Raw genomic sequence first — 21,347 nt, 5'->3', positions numbered from 1 at the left:
TGTGAAGGTGAAAATTATTGCCAATTATGTCGTCGAACTAAGTAGATTTACAAAGGCGCTTTGAAAAAGAACTGGTAGGTTTAATACCAGTTCGATCAGATGAGATTAATGGAAATGTCGGTTATTAATAATCTTTAACGAACGGTTATGACCATTAATTAGCAGCGTATTCGAGGTATAACTGTGGGAATGATGCGCGATGCCATCCATTAACACTGTGGGGGTAATGGCTGTTGCTGCAAACATGACATCATTACTACTCACCATTGAGTCTAATGTGAGAATTTCCCCAATATTCACGCCCATTTGGCGGCAGCGCGCTGCCTCTTGCTCAGCTAAGAGTCTATTTTGTGCATTATCTCCTTTAGCTTGAGTACGAGAGACTAAACGAGCTTGCATATCACCACCTAAAGCACGTGCAATGGCGGCACTAATAATTCCTTCAGGTGCACCGCCAATACCATACATCATATCAATAGGATGCTCAGGTAAGATAGCTAATAAGGAAGCTAAAACATCGCCATCAGGGATTGCAATGACATTCGCACCAAAATTGCGAATTGTTTGCATGATATGTTGATGGCGTGGCTTATCAAGCATAGCAATTGATAAATGAGCTATCGGTTTATTCAGTGCTGAGGAGAGGTTTTCAAGATTTTTTTCTAATGGATTATTGAGATGTACTGTACCTTTGGCTTCGTAACCGACAACCAATTTTTCCATATACATATCTGGAGCCTGTAACAGGGTACCTGTTGGCGCTGCCGCTAAAACCGCAATGGCATTGCGCTCATTACAGGCGACCATACGAGTACCATCAATAGGATCAACAGCGATATCTAATTTCTGTTTCGCTGAGGGATTACCCACTTGCTCCCCGATATATAGCATGGGCGCATCGTCAATTTCACCTTCACCGATCACGACTTGACCGTGAAAATCTAATTCATTTAGGCGGTTACGCATGGCTTCAACGGCGGCTTTATCTGCTACGTTTTTATCTTGTTTACCTACCCAATTATGCGCGGCTAATGCCGCAACCTCTGTAACGGAAGCGATTGCATAAGCTAATTCATCGCTAATTTTCATTATTTATTCCCTGAATGCGAAAAGAAATCATATATAGATATGATACTTTTTTTGTGATCTCTATGGCAAATAATCGGTGAACAAAATCAGGAAGGAAAAGCAGGCTAATGCTAGCCTGCTGAATAGGTTAGAGCATTTCGACGATAGTAATACCGCCAATAATTGAGATGAGGGAGGCTAATGTACTGAGTAAAACTGTGCCAGCGGAGGTGTCCGTGTAAGCCTTATTACTGATAGCCAGTGCCGGTACCGCCGTTGCTGTTGGTAAAATACCGATAATAAAGGCTGATTTTAACATATCGCCCTGTAGCCCCAATGCAATACCCGTTCCTAGTATTAATGCGGCTTGCAAAAAGTTTTTCACAAAGACGTTGAACACAATCTCAACACTGATTTTCAGCTTAATACCTGAAAGTAATAAGCCAAGGAAAAACAGCGCGACACCACCAGCGGTTTTACCTAATTCGTTGACCGAATTTTGCAAAATTTCAGGTAATTTAACGCCAAATATGGCTAATAGCGCCCCTAATATAGGTAAGAAAACTAATGGCTGTGCAATCGCTTTGCCGATCGATTTTAAAATACCATTATTCTGTTGTCTGCCACTAATAAGCAACAGGGTAAAAGGAATAATAATAATGGTATAAATTAAATTTCCCAACACCATCGCAATAAGACCGGACGACCCGACCGTTGCTAATAAAACAGGTGGCCCACAGTAAGCCATATCAGGGAAGGAAACCGATAAGGCTTGCATTGCTGCATCTTTCTTATTATGACGAAAGAATAACTTACCAACCACGAAGCCAATAATATAAGAAGCGATTAAACCAACCGCCAACGCTAATAGATAATCAATATTTAGCAGTACGGAAGGTGGCGCTTGTGCAGCGGCAAGAAATAAAGCAAAAGGTAGCGCAATTTTAACCACAAAGTCTGCAAACGCTTGTGAATACTCACGTTTTATAAAACCATATTTCCCGGATAGCCACCCGACCGCTAAACCGAGGATGATTGGTCCAAGTGCAGCCATTATTATATGTAACAGCATAATGTCCTCATAATATGAAATAAAAATATTTCCAGCATATTTAAGCTGCGATTGATGGAATCGATTAATCCTAATTTGAGTATCGAAATAAAACTATTTATATGCAATCTAAATTATTTTGTATATACTTCTTTTATTGATACTCTTTCTTACATTATTAATGCGTATTTATTTTTTAATAATGTAAACATATAAATAACATAAATTTATAAAGAAAGGCGAAAAAAAGATGAGTTTTTATTAAATAACATCAATGAAAACAAAAAAAAGAGTTACAGAGAATCAAGAGAGATAAAAAATAGTCAATAAGCATATTACATTAGCAAAAAAGGCTATTTTATGGTTCCTCTTAATAAGAGTAATAGCGTGTTGGCTTGTAGGACAAACTCTTTTTGAGTTACCGTTTTTAGGCATAACCTAGCGAGCACTTTAATTTGTAATAATTTATTACAGCAGCTTGGCAATAGCTAGAATGCTATCTACACTAGGCGAAGAGAGGAATACGCTTTTTTTGCAAATTTTTTAATCGTAGGTTTAAAGATGAGGGAAAGCTATTTGTGGATGGCTTGATACTGATAGGGTTAATAATTGCTATTTTAGCAGCTGTTTCACCTATACTTGCGATTATCGCAATAGTTTTTGTCCAGCGAGTGAAATACCAATTATTCCAGCAAAATCAACGTATTCTATCATTAGAGCAAACGCTAAAGCGCTATCAAGATAGGGAGATTAATCAGCAAACGGAGCTGAGCCCTCCAGAAACGATTGTTGCCTCTGAAAAACCACAACAATATCAAAGCGCCTCGGAAGAGCTCTCTCATTATTCTAATGAGTTGGAGCCTTTGCCTACGGCTCCACCCGTCTTAAACTCCCAAGTAACAGAAGAAGTACCTCAACGGCAATTCCAACCAACAGTGGATGTTAATCGCGTTGCTCAATCTTCAAACAACGTTGGTCATCCTTCAAACAATAAAGTGAGTGGCCAAAATAATGAGGTAGTACCTCTATTTAGTCACTTTTTTAGTTGGATTTGGAAAGGGAACCCACTAGCAAAAATTGGTATTCTTTTGCTGTTTTTTGGTATCGCTTATTTACTGAAATTCAGTATTCAAAACAACATGCTATCACCACAAGTACGCCTGATAGCGAGTGCAGTAGCTTGTTTAGCTTTACTTGGTGTGGGGTGGTATTTACGCCATAAAAAGTCTTTATTTGCCTTGATCTTACAAGGTGGCTCAATAGGCTGTTTTTACATTACCGTTTTTGCCGCTTTTAAACTGTATACAATGCTACCTTATAGTATGGCATTCGTTGCAATGATCTTGATTTGTGCAGCCAGTATTTTGCTTGCATTATTACAACGAGCGATCAGTTTGGCTGTTTTAGCCTCGTTAGGCGGGTATTTAGCGCCTATTTTGCTATCTACTGGTGGCGGAAATCATATTCTGCTCTTTTCCTACTATTTAATGTTATCAATCGCCATTTTAGTGATTAGTGTATGGCAAGCATGGCGCCCACTTAATTTAGTTGGCATGTTCATGACCTATGCAGTCGCACTATTATGGGGAGTACAGTATTATCAAATTGACTATTATGTTTCTAGCCAACTGTTTCTGATTGCTAATTTAATTGTGTTTAATGTGTTAACACAATTATTTGCATTACGTTACCCACACGAGAAGCAATTAGTTGTCGACTATACATTACTGCTTGTTCCACCTTTTATTAGTATGGCAATGCAGTGTGCAATTTCTTGGCAAATCAGCTTTGCGCCAGCATTTTCGGCACTATTACTCGGTTTACTTTATTTACTCGCTGGGTTAAGGATCCATAAACGCTATGCTGTGGTGGGGAAAAATTTAGCATTAGGCAATATTATCATTGGTATTGGGTTCGTTACGTTGGCAATACCACTGGCGCTCACCTATGAATGGACATCAATTCTTTGGTCTGTCGAAGGGTTATTATTACTGTACTATGGTTTCTCTCAGCAAAATAAAAAACTAATCGTAATTGGGCCATGGCTTATTTCAGTGAGTGCCTTGATCTTATTAGCTGGTTTTTCCTTCAATATATGGAGCCGTACAAGTACTTATTTGGTGCCTGTCTTATTGGCGGCTTGTTTCAGTGCCGGTGCGATATTTCACGTAAAACGTGGCACATCAGAAAATTACAAAGTGCTTAGCTATGCTTTCTTGATTCTTGGCTTGATGATTTGGATTGTATGGCTCCCTGTTATCACCGACATATTATCTTGGAGCGGTGAGTCTGAAAGCTTCATCATCATGGCATTAGTCATTATTTCCGCTTGGCTATGGCGCATGTTAGCCATTAAGACTGATTGGGTGCCTTTATTGTTATGCCAATCGTTTATTTGGCTAATTGGCTATTACTATCTGGCCTTGGATTTTATTAATGACCAAAACCCAATGGGGAGAGGAGATGGCTCTCTGATTTGGCCAGTGATGTTAGGTAGTTCGATTTTATTTGTGATACATGCTCAGAAAGCGCGTAATATTTGGCTGCAACGTATATTACACGGTGCAACGTTTTGGCTGATCTTGGCGTTTATTGCGACACAAGTGAATTGGTTTGTTGCCATTTTACCTTGGGGAATGAATGAGCTTGGTTACTTTATCTATGTGATGGCGATAACCCTAACAATTTTAGTGATGTATTGGTTGCAAAGCCAAAAAATGCCGCCAATGAAACGCAACGGTATAATTTATTGGTATAGTTTTTTACCTGTTATTGTTGTTTTAATCGGCCTCTCATTTATTGCCAATTTTGAAGATGGGAAACTGACATTCTGGAATTATGTTCCACTGATCAACCCATTGGATGAAGCCGGTTTATTTAGCATTGCTTCATTATTATTAATGCGTCGTGGGCTAATACAAAAATTAAAGAAAATTAGGGAATTTGACCTTTGGATCATTAGGGGACTAGGCTTTTCGGCTATCGTTCTGAGTGGGGTATGGTTTAATGGCATAATCATCAGGATCATCTCCGATTTTGCTGAAATTAATTGGAATGTCGATGCGCTCTTTAATTCTCGATTAGTCCAAACTGTCCTCTCTATTAGTTGGTCACTAGTCGCTTTAGGCTTTATGATTTTTGCCAGCATTAAACAAAACCGTATGAGCTGGTTCTTGGGGGCAGGAATATTTGCTTGTGTTATTGCTAAATTATTCTTAGTCGATATTTATGGGCAGGATGGCTTATCTCGTGCAATAAGCTTTATTGTTGTCGCGGTGTTGATTTTAGTGGTGGGGTATTTTTCACCACTGCCACCAAAAACAGCCCAACATAAAGGAACTAATGAGGTTGAAGATGAAGCTAACTAAAAGCAAAGGGAAGTGGCTGACTTTCGTTTATCTTTCTTTTTCATTTTTATTGTCTAGCTTCGTGCATGCACAAGAGCAAAAAGCATTAACGCCCTATGACTTTTATCAGGGCATAGAATTGAAATATTCTAGTGATAATAGTTCGTTTGCTTGGCTTGAGCTTCCTTCTGAAGCCTATATCAACTCTGCATATCCTCAAACATTACAAGATGTCAGAGTGTTTAATGGAACAGGTCAGGAGGTTCCATCGGCTTTATTTTATGATACAGAAGAGAGGCGTAAAATCTCACAAGTTAGCTTTGCTTTGCAGCGACTAATTATTCGTGCAGACCAAGTCAATTCGAAAGAAGAAACTCACGACGATCAACAATATCTTTTGATTGAAACGCAACCAAGTAAGCTAACACGCATAGAATTGCCCGCAATGCAGCAAGCCAAAGATGCGGTATATCAATCTTATCTATTAACGCGACAAAATAATAATCAAGAAGATTTTCCGATTCAGACACTTTCTTTGCAGTGGATGAATAATCAACAAGATTGGCAAGGGAAAGTGTTTATTTATGCTAGCGATAATAAACAGGATTGGGTGAATATTTCTGCTTATCAGCCTGTCATGAGTTTGAATTCAAACTCTGGGGGGATTTATAGCAATACAATTAAGTTATTAGAAGGGCATTACGTTGCGCTAAGAGCCCCTTATTTGATGGTCATTATTGTGGCAGCTAAAGAGACGAAGATCCCTGATTTAACAATGGCGCAAGGGACCTCTATGGTTGTTCATTCAACAAGGCGGCAAGAGACCTGCCACTTTATTACCAATAATGAAGGGGTGTCACTAAACCAATTAATATATCGTTTACCCTCGCCACAGCCTTTAAGTGCGATTGTGATCCAATTGCGGCAAGCAAACCGCGTGTTGCCTTTACACATTGAATATACCTCTACTTCTGGAGAAGAATGGCTACCACTAACAAATATAGTGGCCTATAACCAAATACAAAATGGTCAAGAAATCCGCAATCCGGAGTTGGTATTAAATGATTTAATGGTTAAAAAACTCAGAATTACTGCATTAAAAGGCAGCTGGGATGATAAACCACCATATATTGAAGGGAAACGCGATGCCGTTAATTTAATGTTCAACGTACAAGGAGCATCGCCTTATCTATTAGTTTGGGGGAGCCAGCTTGCCGGTATTGATAATATCAGCTACCAAGAGTTACTTGGTCAACCACTAACAATCGATGAATTAATGCATCGTTATCCTAAATTGTATGTGCCAGAAGAGATTATTGAGCTGGGTGGTGAAGAGCAATTAACATCAAATGACTTTGTGATAAATGAGTTTGACTGGATGACTATCACGTTATGGGTGCTACTTGGGGTAGGGATCATCGTATTGCTGTATTTCTGCTGGTATCTATTAAAAGAAGTGAATGCAAAGTCATCAGAATAAATTAACTTCCTTTCGAAAATCCTTATCGCTAATAGGGGGAAAACGTTCTCCCTATTGTGATAAGCGACCGTACAGCGCCTTTATAGAAAAGGCATATTTTGCTATTAAAAAATTTACAAAATTCCCCAAATGATTACTTGTCGGTACTATTTTTTGACATGGTATTGCGCTAAAACGAAGGTTGAGCAGGAGGGAATTTCAATGAGAACACGTTTTTTTTCAAAGTTATTTATTGCTATCGCATTGCTAACCAGCGCGTCATTATTTGCTGAGGCGGCAGAAACGGTCACTTCATACGAGCAGGTTAATGTGAAAATAGAACATCCATTGAAACAAAATAAGATGCAAGATCTTGGTGATATAGAATCAATGCGTGAGCAAGCCGAGGTAAGGCGTGTAGAGCTGACTGAAACAACAACAGATCGCCGCTTTAATGGTCGCCAATTCCGAATTGGTGACAAGCAATGATCACCTTGTATTTTTATCGTGTCTCATCTTATAGTGAGCACTAAACTAACGTGAATCATCAAAAGGAAATACCATGTATCAAGGGCAATGCCTCTGCGGCGCTGTAAAAATTAGTACCCATCAGCCTATCGATAAAATAAGTGTTTGTCATTGCGGTATGTGTCAACGTTGGAATGGTGGTCCAGGCTTTAGTGTTGATTGCCATGATGATGTCGTTATTGAAGGGGAAGAGGCGGTGACGCGTTTTGCCTCATCACAATGGGGTGAACGCGCATTTTGCCAACGGTGCGGAACGCATCTATTTTATCATCTGCATTCACCGTCTTCTTACTATGTTTCTGCGGCTTTATTTGAAGAAAGTCAGCATGCAGAGATGGCCATGCAAATATTTGTTGAGAGTAAACCTAAGTACTACAACTTTATTGAAAAAACACCCATGCTGACAGAACAAGATATTATGAAGCTAATGGCTAAATAAAAGGTTTGAGAGCCAGCCGTTGCTGGCTTAGTTAAATTTAATCTATTTTATTTTGCTTCCATAATGTTAATACCCTAAATATGAATTACAATAACCTAAAAGACTTATAACCTTTTATAGAAGGCGATTTAATTCTGTGCATTTGATGCGGGGAAGTGCACGCAAGCTTACCATATCAATATGCATCACTATCTAGGGAATATAACGAATGAATAGTATGAGAAATATGCGGCACGCCAGTAATATTGCGTGGGTTTTGCAATGGGTATTAAATATTGGCTTGATCGCATTAGCGATTGTACTGGTTTTCTTTTTAGCAAAAGAAACGTACACCATGGCCTCCTTAATGTTTAGTGGGCAAAAGGAAGCAACAGCATATGAACTATTAGAAGGAATTGTGATTTACTTCCTCTATTTCGAGTTTATTGCACTGATTACTAAGTATTTTTTGTCTGGTTACCATTTTCCATTAAGGTATTTTATCTATATCGGCATTACGGCTGTAATACGTTTAATTATTGTTGATCACAGCGATCCACTGACAACACTACTTCATTCTGCTGCAATTTTAGTCTTAGTGGTTGCCCTTTATATCGCGAATACCGAAAAACTAAAAAGAGAGTAGAATATTTCAAAAAAAATTAATGGCAAAAAAGGAATGTTATTCATTCCTTTTTCTTATCTTTTGATTAATAAAAAATAATCGTTAATTTGCGAAATCTGAGAAGTTATCCCTAACAAAAGCATATTCCTGCTGAGTTTAAATAATTAAGATAATTTATAATGATAAATTATCTTAATGCAAGTCATCACAACTGGTTTATCCTGTTAAATAATCGAAAGAAAGTATTTTACTTTTCATAAATCGTTATTTAGTGTGTAAAAGTTTATTACTCTAATAACTTAAGTACTTGCAAATATGACAACAAATACACTCCCTAAAAAAAAGGGCTTCTTAAACCGTGTTGAACGTATCGGTAACGTGATGCCTGACGTTACAATGCTGTTTATTTATGCCTTGATAATCTGTTGGTTTTTATCTTATTTACTTTCATTTGTAGATTTTAATTATTACCATCCAGTGTCGAAAGAAAAAATCACTGTCATTAATATGTTTAACTATGAGGAAATCATATTATTCATCACAGCGGCAGTGAAAAATTTTATTAATTTCCCTCCTCTTGGAATAACAATAGTTGCAACATTGGGGATAGGGATTGCTGAAAGCAGCGGTTTTATCAATACTGCGCTGAAAAAAATGCTCTCGTTTATCACTCCGAAAATGTTGACGCCAACGGTAGTGTTCGTGGGGATTGTTTCCCATATTGCTTCTGACTCTGCTTACGTTATTTTGATGCCTGTCGCTGCAATGATGTTTTACGCGAGTGGTCGCCATCCATTAGCGGGTATTGCGGCTGCATTCGCAGGATTAGCGGGCGGATTTACTGCAAGTTATACGCCTTCTATCATCGATCCTATTATGCAAAGCTTCACACAAGATGCTGCGCAAATGATAGCTCCTGGCTATAGCGTTAACGTACTGTGTAATTACTTCTTTAGCCTTGGTGGCACATTTGGTGTTATTTTTACTTGCTGGTTTATTACCGAAAAAATTGTTGAGCCATGGTTAAATAAAAACTGCCCAATTACCACCAAAGATGTGGATACCGATGCCGATCAGGACCTCGGTAAGATCACGCCATTAGAAAATAGAGCGTTTCGCGTATCGGGTCTTGTCGTGCTGGCTTTGGCAGCGGGTCTGTTTGCCTTATTATGGCCGGAAAACTCATTATTACGTGGTCCAGATGGCAGCTTAACTAGCCCGAAAGCGCCTATCATGCAAATCGTTGTGCCACTGCTGTTTATTTTCTTTGCGTTGCCCGGCATCGTGTACGGCTATATGACTAAATCTTTCACCTCTACGAAAGATGTGGTGAAAGCGATGGAAAATATTACTAAGTCACTGATCCCCTTTATTGTCTTCGCTTTCTTTGCCGCGCAATTCTTATATTCGTTCCAACATTCGAATCTAGGTACATTATTAGCGTTATCTGGTGCGGAATTACTGCGTACCCTTGATATGCCTTCAGGATTGACTGTTTTTGGTGTCATTCTACTGACTGCAATATTAAATATTATGATCACCTCAGCCACGTCTAAGTGGGCGATCATGGCTCCTGTACTTGTGCCAATGTTGATGGCGGTCGGCATCTCTCCGGAACTTACCCAAGCGGCCTTCCGAGTCAGTGATTCGGCAATGAACGTCAGTACCCCCATGTTCCCATTCTATCCGTTGATCCTGATGTATTGTCAGAAATATTACAAAAATGCAGGAATTGGTACTCTTTGCTCCATGATGATACCGTTTACGGTGGGTCTGTTGATCACATTGACCGCAACGCTATACCTCTTCTGGGCATTCGATATTCCAATTGGATTTGACAGTGGTTATACATGGCAGCCAACACCATAAGTCAGTTGTTGGATTGAGTAAAAGGAACAAGAAAAATGAATAAATTAGGTAAACAGCTCGAACAACGTTTTTTTCGCTATCTTGCAATCGAAAGTCAAAGTGATGCAGCGGCAACGGTTGTGCCGAGTACAGAAGGGCAACGTGATTTAGCGAAATTGCTGGCAAAAGAGCTAGAAAGTTATGGCCTAAAAGAGATTTATATCGATGAACATGCAATTCTTTATGCTGTACGTCCGGGCAATAAACCTTCAGCACCTAAAATCGGTTTTGTCACCCATTTAGATACAGTCGATGTTGGTCTATCGCCAGTTATTAAGCCTCAAACACTTAAATATGAAGGCAAAGATCTGTGTTTGAATGCCCAAGAAGATATTTGGTTTAAAGCGTCAGAGCACCCAGAAGCGGCCCCTTATATCGGTGAAGAGATTATCTTTAGTGACGGAACGAGCGTACTCGGTGCGGACAACAAGGCCGCGGTTACCGTGGTTATGGAGTTAATGGATAAGCTGCAACAGGCAGATTTTGATTGCGGTGATATCTATATTGCCTTTGTTCCTGATGAAGAAATAGGGTTACGTGGCTCAAAAATCATGGACCTATCTCGCTTCAAAGTAGATTTTGCCTACACCATTGACTGTTGTGACCTCGGGGAAGTGGTGTATGAAACCTTTAATGCAGCGTCAATTGAGGTGACAATTAAAGGGGTGACGGCTCATCCTATGTCGGCAAAAAATGTACTATTGAATCCTATTCGTGTCGCACATGATTTTATCGGCTGTTTTGACCGTTTTGATACTCCTGAACATACCGAGCAGCGCGAAGGTTATTTCTATGTGACTGATTTAGTCGCAAATCCCGATAATGCAAAAATCAAAATGGCGATCCGCGATTTTGACCGAAACAGCTATGAAGCTCGTAAACGTTATATCGGTGAAGCGATTGAATTGATCCGAGCGCGCCATCCGAGAGCAAAAATTGATTTTAAAATCGAAGATGTGTACAGCAATATCAGTGATTCGCTCGGTGATGACCGTACGGCTATCGATTTAATTTTTGAAGCATTAAAAATTCAAAATGTTGAGCCTAAAGTGATCCCTATGCGAGGGGGCACAGATGGTTCTGCACTCTCTGCTCGAGGGGTTTTAACGCCGAATTACTTTACAGGTGCATTAAATTTCCACTCGCGATTTGAATTCTTGCCTCTCAGCTCGTTTGAGAAAAGCTATTTGGTATCAGAGAGTATCTGCCGTTTAGTCGGTCAGAAATAACCAATTAGTTTCTATTTATAATAATGTCATAGCCATGTATTTGCATGGCTATTTTATTTTAAAAGGATATCGCTTTTTTGACGTTATTTTTAGCATGTATTGATTCGTAGAATAATAAAGCAATCAGTTAATCACGAAACGAAAAGACTATATTTTATTTTGTAAAATTGCTATTTATGGAGGTTTATATGGGTGAGTCGTCATAAAATATAGAGAGAAAGATGATTAATATTATAATTATTGATAATAATAATATATTAATTCGTGGGCTTGATGCTATTTTTAGCCGACACAAACGATGTCATATTGTGGCTTCATTTCCTTTAATCGAACAAGCCATCTCCTGGAATCGGCAACAAAAAGCCAGCATTATCTTAATTAATAACGATAACTGCCAATTTGAATCATTAAAGGCGCTACAAACGCTAAGACGAACACAGCCTGATGTTGGTATTATTATTTATAATATCCACGCTCATTATTCATTCTTACTCAAAGCGCTCGATCTTGGGATCCAAGGTATACTAAGTGCCAAAATTGAAGTAAATGAATTCTTAGAAGCTATACAGGTGGTCAATGCGCGCAGCAAAATTATCTCACCAGACATTGCGCAATCTATTGCTTTAAAACGTATTAATCAGCATGAACAGACCGATCTCTATGAGTTATTGTCAACGCGTGAGTTAGAAATCATGTTGCTTATCACCCAAGGGATCCCCACAAAACAGATAGCACAGGTGCTAAATTTAAGCCCTAAAACAGTAAATACCTATCGATATCGAATGTTTGGTAAACTTAATATCCGTAGTGATGTAGAATTAACCCATATTGCCATTAGCTATGGGTTAATTGTAGCCAAACAGGGTTTATTAGGGTGTCAGAACAGTTTGAACCAAAAGCTTTCTTAAAGACAGTGACCAACCAACCCGGCGTCTATCGAATGTATGATGCTGGGGGAACGGTTATTTATGTCGGTAAAGCAAAAGATTTAAAAAAACGACTTTCCAGTTATTTCCGTACTAACGTCAGCAGCCGAAAAACTGAACAGTTAGTGAAAAATATCGCCTCCATTGACGTCACGGTTACACACACAGAAACAGAGGCGCTATTACTCGAACACAACTATATCAAGCTTTATCAGCCTCGCTATAACGTCTTACTGCGTGATGACAAATCCTATCCTTATATCTTTCTGAGTAAAGAAACGCATCCAAGATTATCGATGCACCGTGGTGCTAAGCATGCGAAAGGTGAATATTTTGGGCCATTTCCTAACTCTTATGCAGTAAGGGAAACATTGGCTTTGATGCAAAAGCTATTTCCTATCCGACAATGTGAAGATAGCGTCTACAAAAATCGTTCAAGGCCGTGCCTACAATACCAAATCGGGCGTTGTTTAGGCCCTTGTGTTAAGGGATTAGTGAGCGATGAAGAGTATGAACAACAAGTTAATTACGTTCGTTTATTTTTAACAGGTAAAGACCAGCAAGTATTAACTGGCTTGATTGAACGGATGGAAAAGGCCAGTCAAGCGTTACGTTTTGAAGAAGCGGCACGGTTTCGCGATCAAATTCAAGCGGTGAGGGCGGTAACAGAGCAACAATTTGTTTCTGGTGATAGCGATGACCTTGATGTGATTGGTGTAGCATTCGAGGCAGGGCTTGCTTGTATTCATGTGTTGTTTATACGGCAGGGGAAAGTGTTAGGAAGCCGGAGTTATTATCCTAAAATACCGGCTGACACATTACTTGAAGAAGTGGTGCAAACTTTTCTTGGGCAGTTCTATTTACAAGGAAGTGAAAATCGAACATTGCCCGGAGAGATCCTGTTAGATTTTGCGTTACCTGAGAAAACATTGCTGGCTGACTCACTATCGCATATCGCTGGGCGTAAAATTCAAATTCAAACTCAACCTCGTGGTGCAAGGGCGCGTTATCTGAAACTGGCACGGACGAATGCATCAACCGCGTTATTAACCAAGCTTGCACAGCAGTCCACAATCCATCAACGGATGTCATCACTAGCGAAAACAGTTGGGTTGGATTCAATCGCTCGAATGGAGTGCTTTGATATTTCCCATACGATGGGGGAACAAACCGTCGCATCTTGTGTTGTTTTCGATAAAAATGGTCCAGTGAAGTCGGAATATCGGCGCTATAACATTACGGGGATCACCCCAGGTGACGATTATGCTGCGATGCATCAGGTTCTTACTCGCCGCTATGGCAAGCATATTGATGAGAGTAAAGTGCCTGACATTATTTTTATTGATGGGGGGAAAGGGCAATTAGGCCAAGCAAAAGATGTGTTTAATTCTCTGGATGTGGATTGGGATAAAAATCGACCATTGTTAATTGGGGTTGCAAAAGGGAGTGACCGTAAAGCAGGGTTAGAGACGCTATTCTTTAAGCCAGAAGGGGAAGGGGTTGCGTTGCCGCCTGATTCACCTGCACTGCATGTGATCCAACATATACGAGACGAATCACATAATCATGCGATTACAGGCCACCGCCAGCGTAGAGCAAAGGTTAAAAATACCAGCGCGCTCGAATCTATTGAAGGTGTAGGACCCAAACGTCGTCAAATGCTACTAAAATATATGGGGGGCTTACAGCCGCTGAAAAATGCAAGTATAGAAGAGATAGCAAAAGTGCCCTCGATCTCATACGCGTTGGCAGAAAAGATTTATAATGCATTGAAACAGTAGGTGTCTTAAGGCACCATACTTATTAAATCCAATTTGGTCAAAAAGTTACTGAGCATGATGAAATTAAATATTCCTACGTGGTTGACCCTGTTCCGAGTCATTCTGATACCGTTTTTTGTGCTGGCTTTTTATTTACCAGTCAGTTGGGGGCCTTTTGTTTGCGCATTAATTTTCGTTATTGCGGCAGTAACAGATTGGTTTGATGGCTATTTAGCAAGGTTATGGAAGCAAACAACCAAGTTTGGGGCATTCCTAGATCCTGTTGCCGATAAGGTGATGGTGGCAACAGCATTAGTGCTTGTTACGGAAAGTTTTGATGTTTGGTATGTCACTTTACCCGCCGCGACGATGATCGCTCGTGAAATTATTATTTCTTCGTTAAGAGAATGGATGGCTGAGATAGGCAAAAGAAGTAGTGTTGCCGTGTCATGGATTGGTAAATTTAAGACAACAGCCCAAATGATCTCTTTAGTTGGGTTATTGTGGCGTCCAAATTTGCTTATTGAGAATCTTGCTATCGCATTATTGTATGTTGCAGCTATCTTAACGTTCTGGTCAATGTATCAATATTTGAAGGCAGCATGGTCAGATTTGAGCGAAGCTTGATCGAAATGATTGAAAAAACAGCGAACGAACGGTTTTGAGTGATTTTTTTAAATATTTGTGTTGACTCAAAATGTGAAATCAGTAGAATGCAACGCATCGAACGGCAACGAGGTTTACGAAAAAAAATAAGTAAATCAGCCAGTTTGAAAAGCGAAAGCTGAAAGGCGGGAATAGCTCAGTTGGTAGAGCACGACCTTGCCAAGGTCGGGGTCGCGAGTTCGAGTCTCGTTTCCCGCTCCAAATCTCAGTAAGAGATTGAGAAGAAGGCGCGTTAGCAAAGCGGTTATGCACCGGATTGCAAATCCGTGTAGCTCGGTTCGACTCCGGGACGCGCCTCCAAAATTCAGCCCAGGTGGTGAAATCGGTAGACACAAGGGATTTAAAATCCCTCGGCCTTTAGGCTGTGCGGGTTCAAGTCCCGCCCTGGGCACCAAATAAAAACCCCGTTGAATAACAACGGGTTAGGGAAAGAAAAGAGCGACCTTTAAGGTCGCTTTTTTTGTGCTCTAAATCACACTTCATAATACTTTCAGAATATCCTTTCAGAATATAAATTTCACACTCAGAATTTTTATGCATTATTTCTGATTACCTACCACGGGTACAATTTCTACTTTTCTATCATATCGAGCCGTTTGCCCTATATTCTTATGTCCTGATATTTTTTGCTTCTCTTGCAATGTGCCATCGAGGTCAGAGATCCCTTTAGCTTTCAAATCATGAAAGGTAAAGTCAAAAGATAGTTCAGGATTATTAATGGCTGCTTGTTCTTTTGCTTTTCTCCATCGACTATTAAATCCATCACGTGTATAGGCGCGGCCATTTTGTTGATGAACAATAAATAAACTGGATACACCATCATCAAGGGGAAGGCCAGTTGCCATTGTGATAACCGCTCTCAACCTATCAGACCAGCCTTTAATTTGACTCTTACCAGTTTTTCCTTGCTTAATATAAATACCCGCTTCCATGAGCTGATCTTTTTTTAGTGATAAAACGTCTTGCTGCCGAGCGCAACACAAATAAGCGAGTTCCATAGCAACTTGTACTAATAATGGCGCAGATTGGTATAACGCGTCATATTCTCTATCTGTGATGTAACGTTCTCTCGCTTTTTCTTTGAATTGCTTAACACCTTGGCATGGATTTAGCTTTACCATTCCTCGTTCATAACCCCAACGGAATACACGAGACATAAACGTTTTTTCTCTATTGGCCTGAATTCGGCTTTTTAAACCCCGCCTATCCATATATTTACGGATATGTTCCGGCTTAATGTTGTTTGGATTCATTTTCCCAAATACAGGTAATACTTTATTTGAATATTTGTGATAGTCCTTTTGTGTTTCTTGTGATAATTCGATGAAATCAGCAGATTTTAAAAATTGCTCAACAAGAGAATTAAAGTTATCTGTATTTTTTTCATCGTTAATATACTTTTCATAGTGTGCCCAAACTTCGGCGACACTACTTTCAAGTGAACATAATCTTACAGTACCACCATTTATAGGCTTGAATTCAAAGGCTGAACGCCCTCTATAAACACGTTTTGGATAGCAATTATCTTCGGGGTTCTTTCTTGTTCTTGACATTACATAGCCCCGAAATTTGGTTCTTCTTGAGTTTGTGCTTGCGACCGCTTAGATAACGGGTTTTGAAAGTGTCCCCATGTTGTTCTAGGGTGACCATCAGGGCGCTTAATAAAGAAAATACCCGCATGTTCTAAAGCTTTGCATTGTTGGGATGGTCGCTGATAACCTGTTAATTCAATCATTTCCTCATGAGTGATAATGTCATGATCGCTTTTCATTTTGGTCTTGCCTCATCATCAATAAAATTAGTAAATCAGCGGTATCACAAGCGCGTTTTATATCCGCTTCGGTTAATTGCTTGTTTTTAACGCTTGCTGCCAATCTGCCTAATTTAATATCGAAATCCGTTAATAACTGCTCTTCGGGTTTCCAAGGTTGTAATTGCATGGTGTTAACTCGTTTGGTCGTTGAGAAAACACCATGCTAGTTAGAAATAAAAAATAAAACTGATTACGCTTAATCAATTATTGGCTCGGATAATAGCCTCGACGGGATAGCATTCAGCAACCTTACCTTCACTAACTAACAATTCTCTATCTACTAAACAGTTGATCTCATCAGGGTAGATATAGCCATAGGGTTCAAATTCACAATTAATAGCGCTGCAAATCATCAGGAATAAACCAAACATTATTGTTTACCCCTCTGTTGCTGCACGGCCGTAGGTTGAATTTCAATTTTGATATACGCAGGGAAGTCATAAGAAACTGTGCAGCGTCTGTCCGTTGAAATAAAACCGTACGATCCATCGGGTAGGGTGATTTTTACTTCTTGGTCTTTTTGATGTTGGTGTCTTAGCATTGGTCTTGCCTCTTGGTTTCTTTGCTTCTAATTGCAATCTTCAGTCTTGCCAACTGCAAAACTGCATCTTTATATTCTTCTGGGGCGTTGGCATAGAAACGATTAATAACGCCGTGTTCAGATTTTGTAATGCTCATTAAGTTTTCAATATCACAATTCAGAGGATTGCAATCGATAAACTTAATAACATGTCCTTTAGGGACAGGACCATTATGTTTTTCCCATACTAGAATATGTTTATGTTTCCATGTTCTAGGATGCGCTATTTTGACTTTGATGTATCCATCAGTAGTAATAACCTCGGTACCAATAGGTTGGTAATTATGAGGTATATTGTTCTTTTTAAATGATCTTGAATTTGCAGTGGTTAAACCTTTTTTACCTTTGTTTACTGGAATGTGACCTTTTGGAAACGCGCCAGATCTGCCTGTTTTAAGCTTTAGTCGCTTTCTAAAACTATTCATTGCATCCTTAGATCGTGAGCAATTAAATTCTTTATTGAAAGCCAATGTTAATTTATCTAATGGCAGTAAATAGTTTTGACGCATCCAATCACACATAGCATCAGTATGAATAAAGCGGGTCATTTTTTTACTTCCAGATATTTAGGTGTATCCCGAATTCGACCTTCATCAGTCATACGTTTTACTGCGATGGCCAACTTGCCATTTTCAACAATTGAAGCAGCAACCTCAGTAACAGCCTTAGCTCTATTGATTTCATGCTTCAATTCGTCTCCTTTAAGGTCTTCATCAGAGAGCCTTTCAAGCTGAGCGAATAAATGGTTGTGCAAATCTTCTAAATTATTCTTCATAATCAATACTCCGTGACATGTCACACTAGTGTAAAACTGTTGAACTGGTTGGCGCGTTTAGCTGTAGTAATAATGCTTTTTGTACCTGTGACAGCATTTGACGCTCTTGTTTTGTGACATCTTCCGTTGACGCTGTGGACCATTCGATGCTTGATTTATTACTGTCTTTGTCGTGGTTGATGATGATTTCTAATTTCATGGCCATAATATTATTTCCTATAATGCGCCCATTTCTGAGCGCTAAAAGCTATTAACGAACTTGCAAAGTACGCTCACCGATTTCGAGATGTGCGCCAGCCACTTTTTTGCCTTTTTCAATTGCTTCTTTAATGGCTTTTTTGTCCGGTGTAGTTACCACTTGAACTTGAACCAAGTCATTAGGAAGTAAATCCTCGTTATCAATGACAACAGAGGTTGATCCTTTACGTGCAGTAAACGTATTTTTAAGGGTTTTTAGATTGTCTAACCCCGCTGCCAACAAGCAGGTTAAAGCATATTTTTTTAAGTTTTTAGCCTGATTTTCGAATGATTTTTTACGTTCAGATAAGCGCTTAGATTCTTCCTCTAGTGTTTTTGCTTGCCCTTCAATATTGCGAACATGAACCATGATTGCATCTAACTTATCGCCTAGCTCGCCCTCAATACCTTCTAATGTGTCAGCGATTTCTTCAGGGGAAAAATTACCAACTTCAACAAGCTGCTGTAGCTTTTCATAGCTTGCAGCAAGTGCAATAGCAGTAGTCTTGGTCATTAGATTGCCTCTTCTTTCTGTTTAAGTAGATCTATACACTCTTTTTCAATTTCATTTAATCGACGTAACCTGCCTGATAAATATTTTGCGTACTCTTTGTCACCGCGATCTTGTGCTAACTTAATGTGTGTTGATATTTCACGAGTAAGGGTAGATGCAATACCGCGTAATTCATTTTGTGTAACAGCGCTGCGCATGGTTTCTGTATGCTTAGTAAATTTATCGTCTAGCTCTTTACGAACGCGAGTCACATCTTCAGCGTTATCCGTCGCCGCTTTGATTTCGTACTCGAGCTTATTGCTTGCAACATATTCAGGGTTATCGTGCATACCCATAAACACATCAGAGCTAAAGCCGAGCATTGATAGTGCTTTTTTGATTGCATCAGTGAGTGATTTTTTAATCACTTCGCTATCAGTTTTAAGACCATACTGTGTTTGATATAGGTATGGTGTGGCGCCATAGCTTTCGAATTCTGCACGTGTGCCATTTGGCGTTATGTACCAGAATTTGATTTTTACGGAATGGTTTTTCTCACAAAATAATGAGCCATCTCCGTTTCGTAGGAATCGTGTTGCAACCTGTTTATTGCGTTCATCAAGAACTGGTTCGGTAAGGGGTTTACCGTCTATTAATTTCTCTTCAATAACTTCATAGTTCCAGCCAGAACCAATAGGACCAAATATCTCCGTTGCACGCATGATCATATAGGTTCCGTTGATACTAGTACCTATGAATCCCATACCTTCTAAAGGTTTGGTAAAACGTGGATCAGTACGCTGTACCCGTTTCCAGATATTAAGATGATCGTTATTATCCTTTAGCACATCATCAATGACTGCCGCGCGTTGTTCGAAATCATCTTGTGGTGCCGTCATTTCAATTATTGGTATTACAACCGATGTAGGCTCTTTAGTTGGTTCAACAACGGCTTCGGTAGCCGTACTTTCTTCAACATTAACAGGCTCTTTTTTCTTGCGCGTGCGTTTTGGCTTTTCTTCAATAACAGGTGGTTTTTCTTCGATTACTGTTGATGATTGTTCATCGTTAGCAGGTTTATTAACTAAGTTATCAACTGAAAAACGGCCGTTACCGAGTGCTGTTACTTTGGGTTGATTGGTACCGAGTTTCGAATCAATAAACGCTTTACGTGCATTTGCATCACTTAGTAATTCAGTTCGTTCGCGAGCTTCTGTGATGAGTGAAAAAATTTTCTCACGAGGAATGTCGAGAATGTCGGGATAGATACGCAAACTCATTGACCAGCGTTTCCATGCGTTGTCATCGTTGCTGATCAGTTCTTTAGCTCTGCGAACATCAGAACCTTTCACGTCATCGATATCAACATTACTTAACAGTGCGAGCGCGATTTCAGTATCAAGCATCGCGTAATCGCGTTTTATCACCTGTTCTTCATGTGCCGTTTCAACTTCTGATTTGGGCTCTTCAATTAACCAATTGTTACCTAACCCGATCGCATCAATAACGGAAATATCATCATCAGCAAACTCAAAAACAGCATTAGCAATTTCATATGTTTGCTCTGCATCCATCGAATCTAGCTGTTTTATTTTTCCTAAACCTTCTGCGATATTGCGAATTTTAGGTTGCTCTTTGCTTTCGTTAACAAAGCTTACCGCTTTACTGACATCAGAACGGGTGAATTGCGTTTTATTGAATAACAAAATAGCAGCGATACGAATAACGACATTTATTTTGTTAAAATCTTCATATTGAACAGGTACCCATTTTTCACCATCGAATTCATTTTCAAGCGCAAACTTCTCGTCGAACTTATCGAGAGCAGGGCGAGGAGATCCGAGTGCATCTTCACAAATAATCGGCTCATCGATATTAAAGTTATCCATTGAATCAGGATATTCTTCAGATAGTTTGATCATCGCCGTTGCAGCAGCAATTTTGGCATTAGCTGCATTGAAAGCGATTGTTAAAGGTACAGCACCGTTCGTCCGAGCGTCGATAGTCGGCTCGAATACACAGATAAAAGTTTTCATTGGTCTTGCCTCTTAGTAAGGAATTTCTTCGTCGATTTTTGAAATTGGTTTGCCTTCTACACAGAGCAGCATTTGGATCTGGTCTTCCAGTAAACTGGATTTTACCTGCGCATCAGCAAGTATTTTGTTTTGCTCTGAACGTAATGATTCAATCTCGGCAGTGACCAATTGCTTAGTTGTAAGCTCTTGGAATTGGATCTCAACGTTGCATTCAGATACAACAAAGCCTAAGCCAGAATCAATATCATATTTGAATGTAGAAGGGCGGTATCGATATGAACCGTCAAATTGCTTTTGTGCGTGGATATATAACGTAACACTTAAGGTTTTAGGTTGTGCTTTCATAGCAGCTCCTTTAAAATAACGGTGATCAGTGATTTATCATTGGTCTTGCCTCTTCTAGCGTTTGGTCGCGCTAGTAGAACTCC

The 21,347-nt window shown here is 39.5% G+C and carries 23 protein-coding genes and 3 tRNA genes; 13 read left to right on the top strand and 13 right to left on the bottom strand.

Annotated elements, in window-relative coordinates:
• Nucleotides 1-105: 105 nt before the first annotated feature.
• Together glpX and I3B46_RS13505 are read right to left on the bottom strand one after the other, a co-directional pair.
• Nucleotides 106-1,089 (bottom strand): class II fructose-bisphosphatase, encoded by a 984-nt coding sequence (gene glpX, locus I3B46_RS13510; RefSeq protein ID WP_163762066.1) that lies wholly within the window; start codon nt 1,087-1,089, stop codon nt 106-108.
• A 127-nt stretch (nt 1,090-1,216) separates the two neighbouring features.
• A complete protein-coding gene (locus I3B46_RS13505; protein WP_004918773.1) occupies nt 1,217-2,140 on the bottom strand; it encodes an AEC family transporter in 924 nt (307 codons plus the stop codon).
• Between the two features lie 557 nt (nt 2,141-2,697).
• Between I3B46_RS13505 and I3B46_RS13500 the strand changes: the two genes are divergently transcribed.
• From I3B46_RS13500 to I3B46_RS13440, 13 genes are all read left to right on the top strand, one after another.
• Nucleotides 2,698-5,487, top strand: coding sequence for a DUF2339 domain-containing protein (locus I3B46_RS13500; RefSeq protein WP_014658101.1), 2,790 nt, complete (start codon nt 2,698-2,700; stop codon nt 5,485-5,487).
• Entirely contained in the window at nt 5,474-6,946 is a 1,473-nt protein-coding gene (locus tag I3B46_RS13495; protein WP_004918779.1) for a DUF3999 family protein, read from the top strand. The genes I3B46_RS13500 and I3B46_RS13495 overlap by 14 nt, the downstream gene beginning before the upstream one ends.
• 201 nt (nt 6,947-7,147) lie before the next feature.
• Nucleotides 7,148-7,414 carry a hypothetical protein gene (locus tag I3B46_RS13490; protein ID WP_014658102.1) on the top strand — a complete coding sequence of 89 codons (267 nt, stop codon included), beginning with the start codon at nt 7,148-7,150 and terminating at the stop codon, nt 7,412-7,414.
• A 73-nt stretch (nt 7,415-7,487) separates the two neighbouring features.
• Complete coding sequence (locus I3B46_RS13485; protein ID WP_004918784.1) at nt 7,488-7,892, top strand: GFA family protein; 405 nt, start codon at nt 7,488-7,490, stop codon at nt 7,890-7,892.
• 208 nt (nt 7,893-8,100) lie between these two features.
• On the top strand, nt 8,101-8,517 hold the full coding sequence (gene psiE, locus I3B46_RS13480; RefSeq protein WP_014658103.1) for a phosphate-starvation-inducible protein PsiE: 417 nt from the start codon (nt 8,101-8,103) through the stop codon (nt 8,515-8,517).
• Between the two features lie 294 nt (nt 8,518-8,811).
• The gene (locus I3B46_RS13475) at nt 8,812-10,365 is read left to right on the top strand and encodes an AbgT family transporter (protein WP_163762065.1); all 1,554 of its coding nucleotides are present in this window, start codon (nt 8,812-8,814) and stop codon (nt 10,363-10,365) included.
• Nucleotides 10,366-10,400: 35 nt separating this feature from the next.
• Complete coding sequence (gene pepT / locus I3B46_RS13470; RefSeq protein WP_072502186.1) at nt 10,401-11,633, top strand: peptidase T; 1,233 nt, start codon at nt 10,401-10,403, stop codon at nt 11,631-11,633.
• A gap of 221 nt (nt 11,634-11,854) precedes the next feature.
• A complete protein-coding gene (locus I3B46_RS13465; protein WP_163762064.1) occupies nt 11,855-12,541 on the top strand; it encodes a LuxR C-terminal-related transcriptional regulator in 687 nt (228 codons plus the stop codon).
• Nucleotides 12,508-14,340 (top strand): excinuclease ABC subunit UvrC, encoded by a 1,833-nt coding sequence (uvrC, locus tag I3B46_RS13460; RefSeq protein WP_004918794.1) that lies wholly within the window; start codon nt 12,508-12,510, stop codon nt 14,338-14,340. The genes I3B46_RS13465 and uvrC overlap by 34 nt, the downstream gene beginning before the upstream one ends.
• Before the next feature lie 57 nt (nt 14,341-14,397).
• Nucleotides 14,398-14,946 carry a CDP-diacylglycerol--glycerol-3-phosphate 3-phosphatidyltransferase gene (pgsA, locus tag I3B46_RS13455; protein WP_014658106.1) on the top strand — a complete coding sequence of 183 codons (549 nt, stop codon included), beginning with the start codon at nt 14,398-14,400 and terminating at the stop codon, nt 14,944-14,946.
• A gap of 164 nt (nt 14,947-15,110) precedes the next feature.
• Nucleotides 15,111-15,186: transfer RNA gene (locus I3B46_RS13450), tRNA-Gly, on the top strand.
• Between the two features lie 25 nt (nt 15,187-15,211).
• Nucleotides 15,212-15,285, top strand: a tRNA-Cys gene (locus I3B46_RS13445).
• Nucleotides 15,286-15,292: 7 nt separating this feature from the next.
• A tRNA-Leu gene (locus I3B46_RS13440) sits at nt 15,293-15,379 on the top strand.
• A 145-nt stretch (nt 15,380-15,524) separates the two neighbouring features.
• Here the strand turns inward: I3B46_RS13440 and I3B46_RS13435 are convergent.
• The 11 genes from I3B46_RS13435 to I3B46_RS13385 form a co-directional block, all read right to left on the bottom strand.
• Entirely contained in the window at nt 15,525-16,538 is a 1,014-nt protein-coding gene (locus I3B46_RS13435; RefSeq protein WP_196993035.1) for a tyrosine-type recombinase/integrase, read from the bottom strand.
• Nucleotides 16,538-16,756 (bottom strand): DUF4224 domain-containing protein, encoded by a 219-nt coding sequence (locus I3B46_RS13430; protein WP_196993034.1) that lies wholly within the window; start codon nt 16,754-16,756, stop codon nt 16,538-16,540. Before I3B46_RS13430 ends, I3B46_RS13435 begins: the two co-directional genes overlap by 1 nt.
• Nucleotides 16,740-16,925 carry a hypothetical protein gene (locus tag I3B46_RS13425; RefSeq protein WP_014658109.1) on the bottom strand — a complete coding sequence of 62 codons (186 nt, stop codon included), beginning with the start codon at nt 16,923-16,925 and terminating at the stop codon, nt 16,740-16,742. Before I3B46_RS13425 ends, I3B46_RS13430 begins: the two co-directional genes overlap by 17 nt.
• 73 nt (nt 16,926-16,998) lie before the next feature.
• Entirely contained in the window at nt 16,999-17,169 is a 171-nt protein-coding gene (locus I3B46_RS22455) for a hypothetical protein (protein WP_196993033.1), read from the bottom strand.
• Complete coding sequence (locus tag I3B46_RS13415) at nt 17,169-17,339, bottom strand: hypothetical protein (RefSeq protein WP_196993032.1); 171 nt, start codon at nt 17,337-17,339, stop codon at nt 17,169-17,171. Before I3B46_RS13415 ends, I3B46_RS22455 begins: the two co-directional genes overlap by 1 nt.
• Nucleotides 17,333-17,926 carry an HNH endonuclease signature motif containing protein gene (locus I3B46_RS13410; RefSeq protein WP_196993031.1) on the bottom strand — a complete coding sequence of 198 codons (594 nt, stop codon included), beginning with the start codon at nt 17,924-17,926 and terminating at the stop codon, nt 17,333-17,335. The genes I3B46_RS13415 and I3B46_RS13410 overlap by 7 nt, the downstream gene beginning before the upstream one ends.
• Entirely contained in the window at nt 17,923-18,153 is a 231-nt protein-coding gene (locus tag I3B46_RS13405) for a hypothetical protein (protein ID WP_196993030.1), read from the bottom strand. The genes I3B46_RS13410 and I3B46_RS13405 overlap by 4 nt, the downstream gene beginning before the upstream one ends.
• Before the next feature lie 25 nt (nt 18,154-18,178).
• A complete protein-coding gene (locus tag I3B46_RS13400; RefSeq protein WP_196993029.1) occupies nt 18,179-18,358 on the bottom strand; it encodes a hypothetical protein in 180 nt (59 codons plus the stop codon).
• 45 nt (nt 18,359-18,403) lie between these two features.
• Complete coding sequence (locus tag I3B46_RS13395; protein ID WP_196993028.1) at nt 18,404-18,904, bottom strand: siphovirus Gp157 family protein; 501 nt, start codon at nt 18,902-18,904, stop codon at nt 18,404-18,406.
• On the bottom strand, nt 18,904-20,919 hold the full coding sequence (locus I3B46_RS13390) for a hypothetical protein (RefSeq protein WP_196993027.1): 2,016 nt from the start codon (nt 20,917-20,919) through the stop codon (nt 18,904-18,906). The genes I3B46_RS13395 and I3B46_RS13390 overlap by 1 nt, the downstream gene beginning before the upstream one ends.
• A gap of 12 nt (nt 20,920-20,931) precedes the next feature.
• Nucleotides 20,932-21,264 (bottom strand): hypothetical protein, encoded by a 333-nt coding sequence (locus I3B46_RS13385; RefSeq protein WP_196993026.1) that lies wholly within the window; start codon nt 21,262-21,264, stop codon nt 20,932-20,934.
• Between the last annotated feature and the right edge of the window lie 83 nt (nt 21,265-21,347).

Source organism: Providencia sp. 2.29 (genome assembly GCF_015832305.1).
GTDB classification, from domain to species: domain Bacteria; phylum Pseudomonadota; class Gammaproteobacteria; order Enterobacterales; family Enterobacteriaceae; genus Providencia; species Providencia stuartii.
This window is presented reverse-complemented; position numbering and strand designations above follow the sequence as displayed.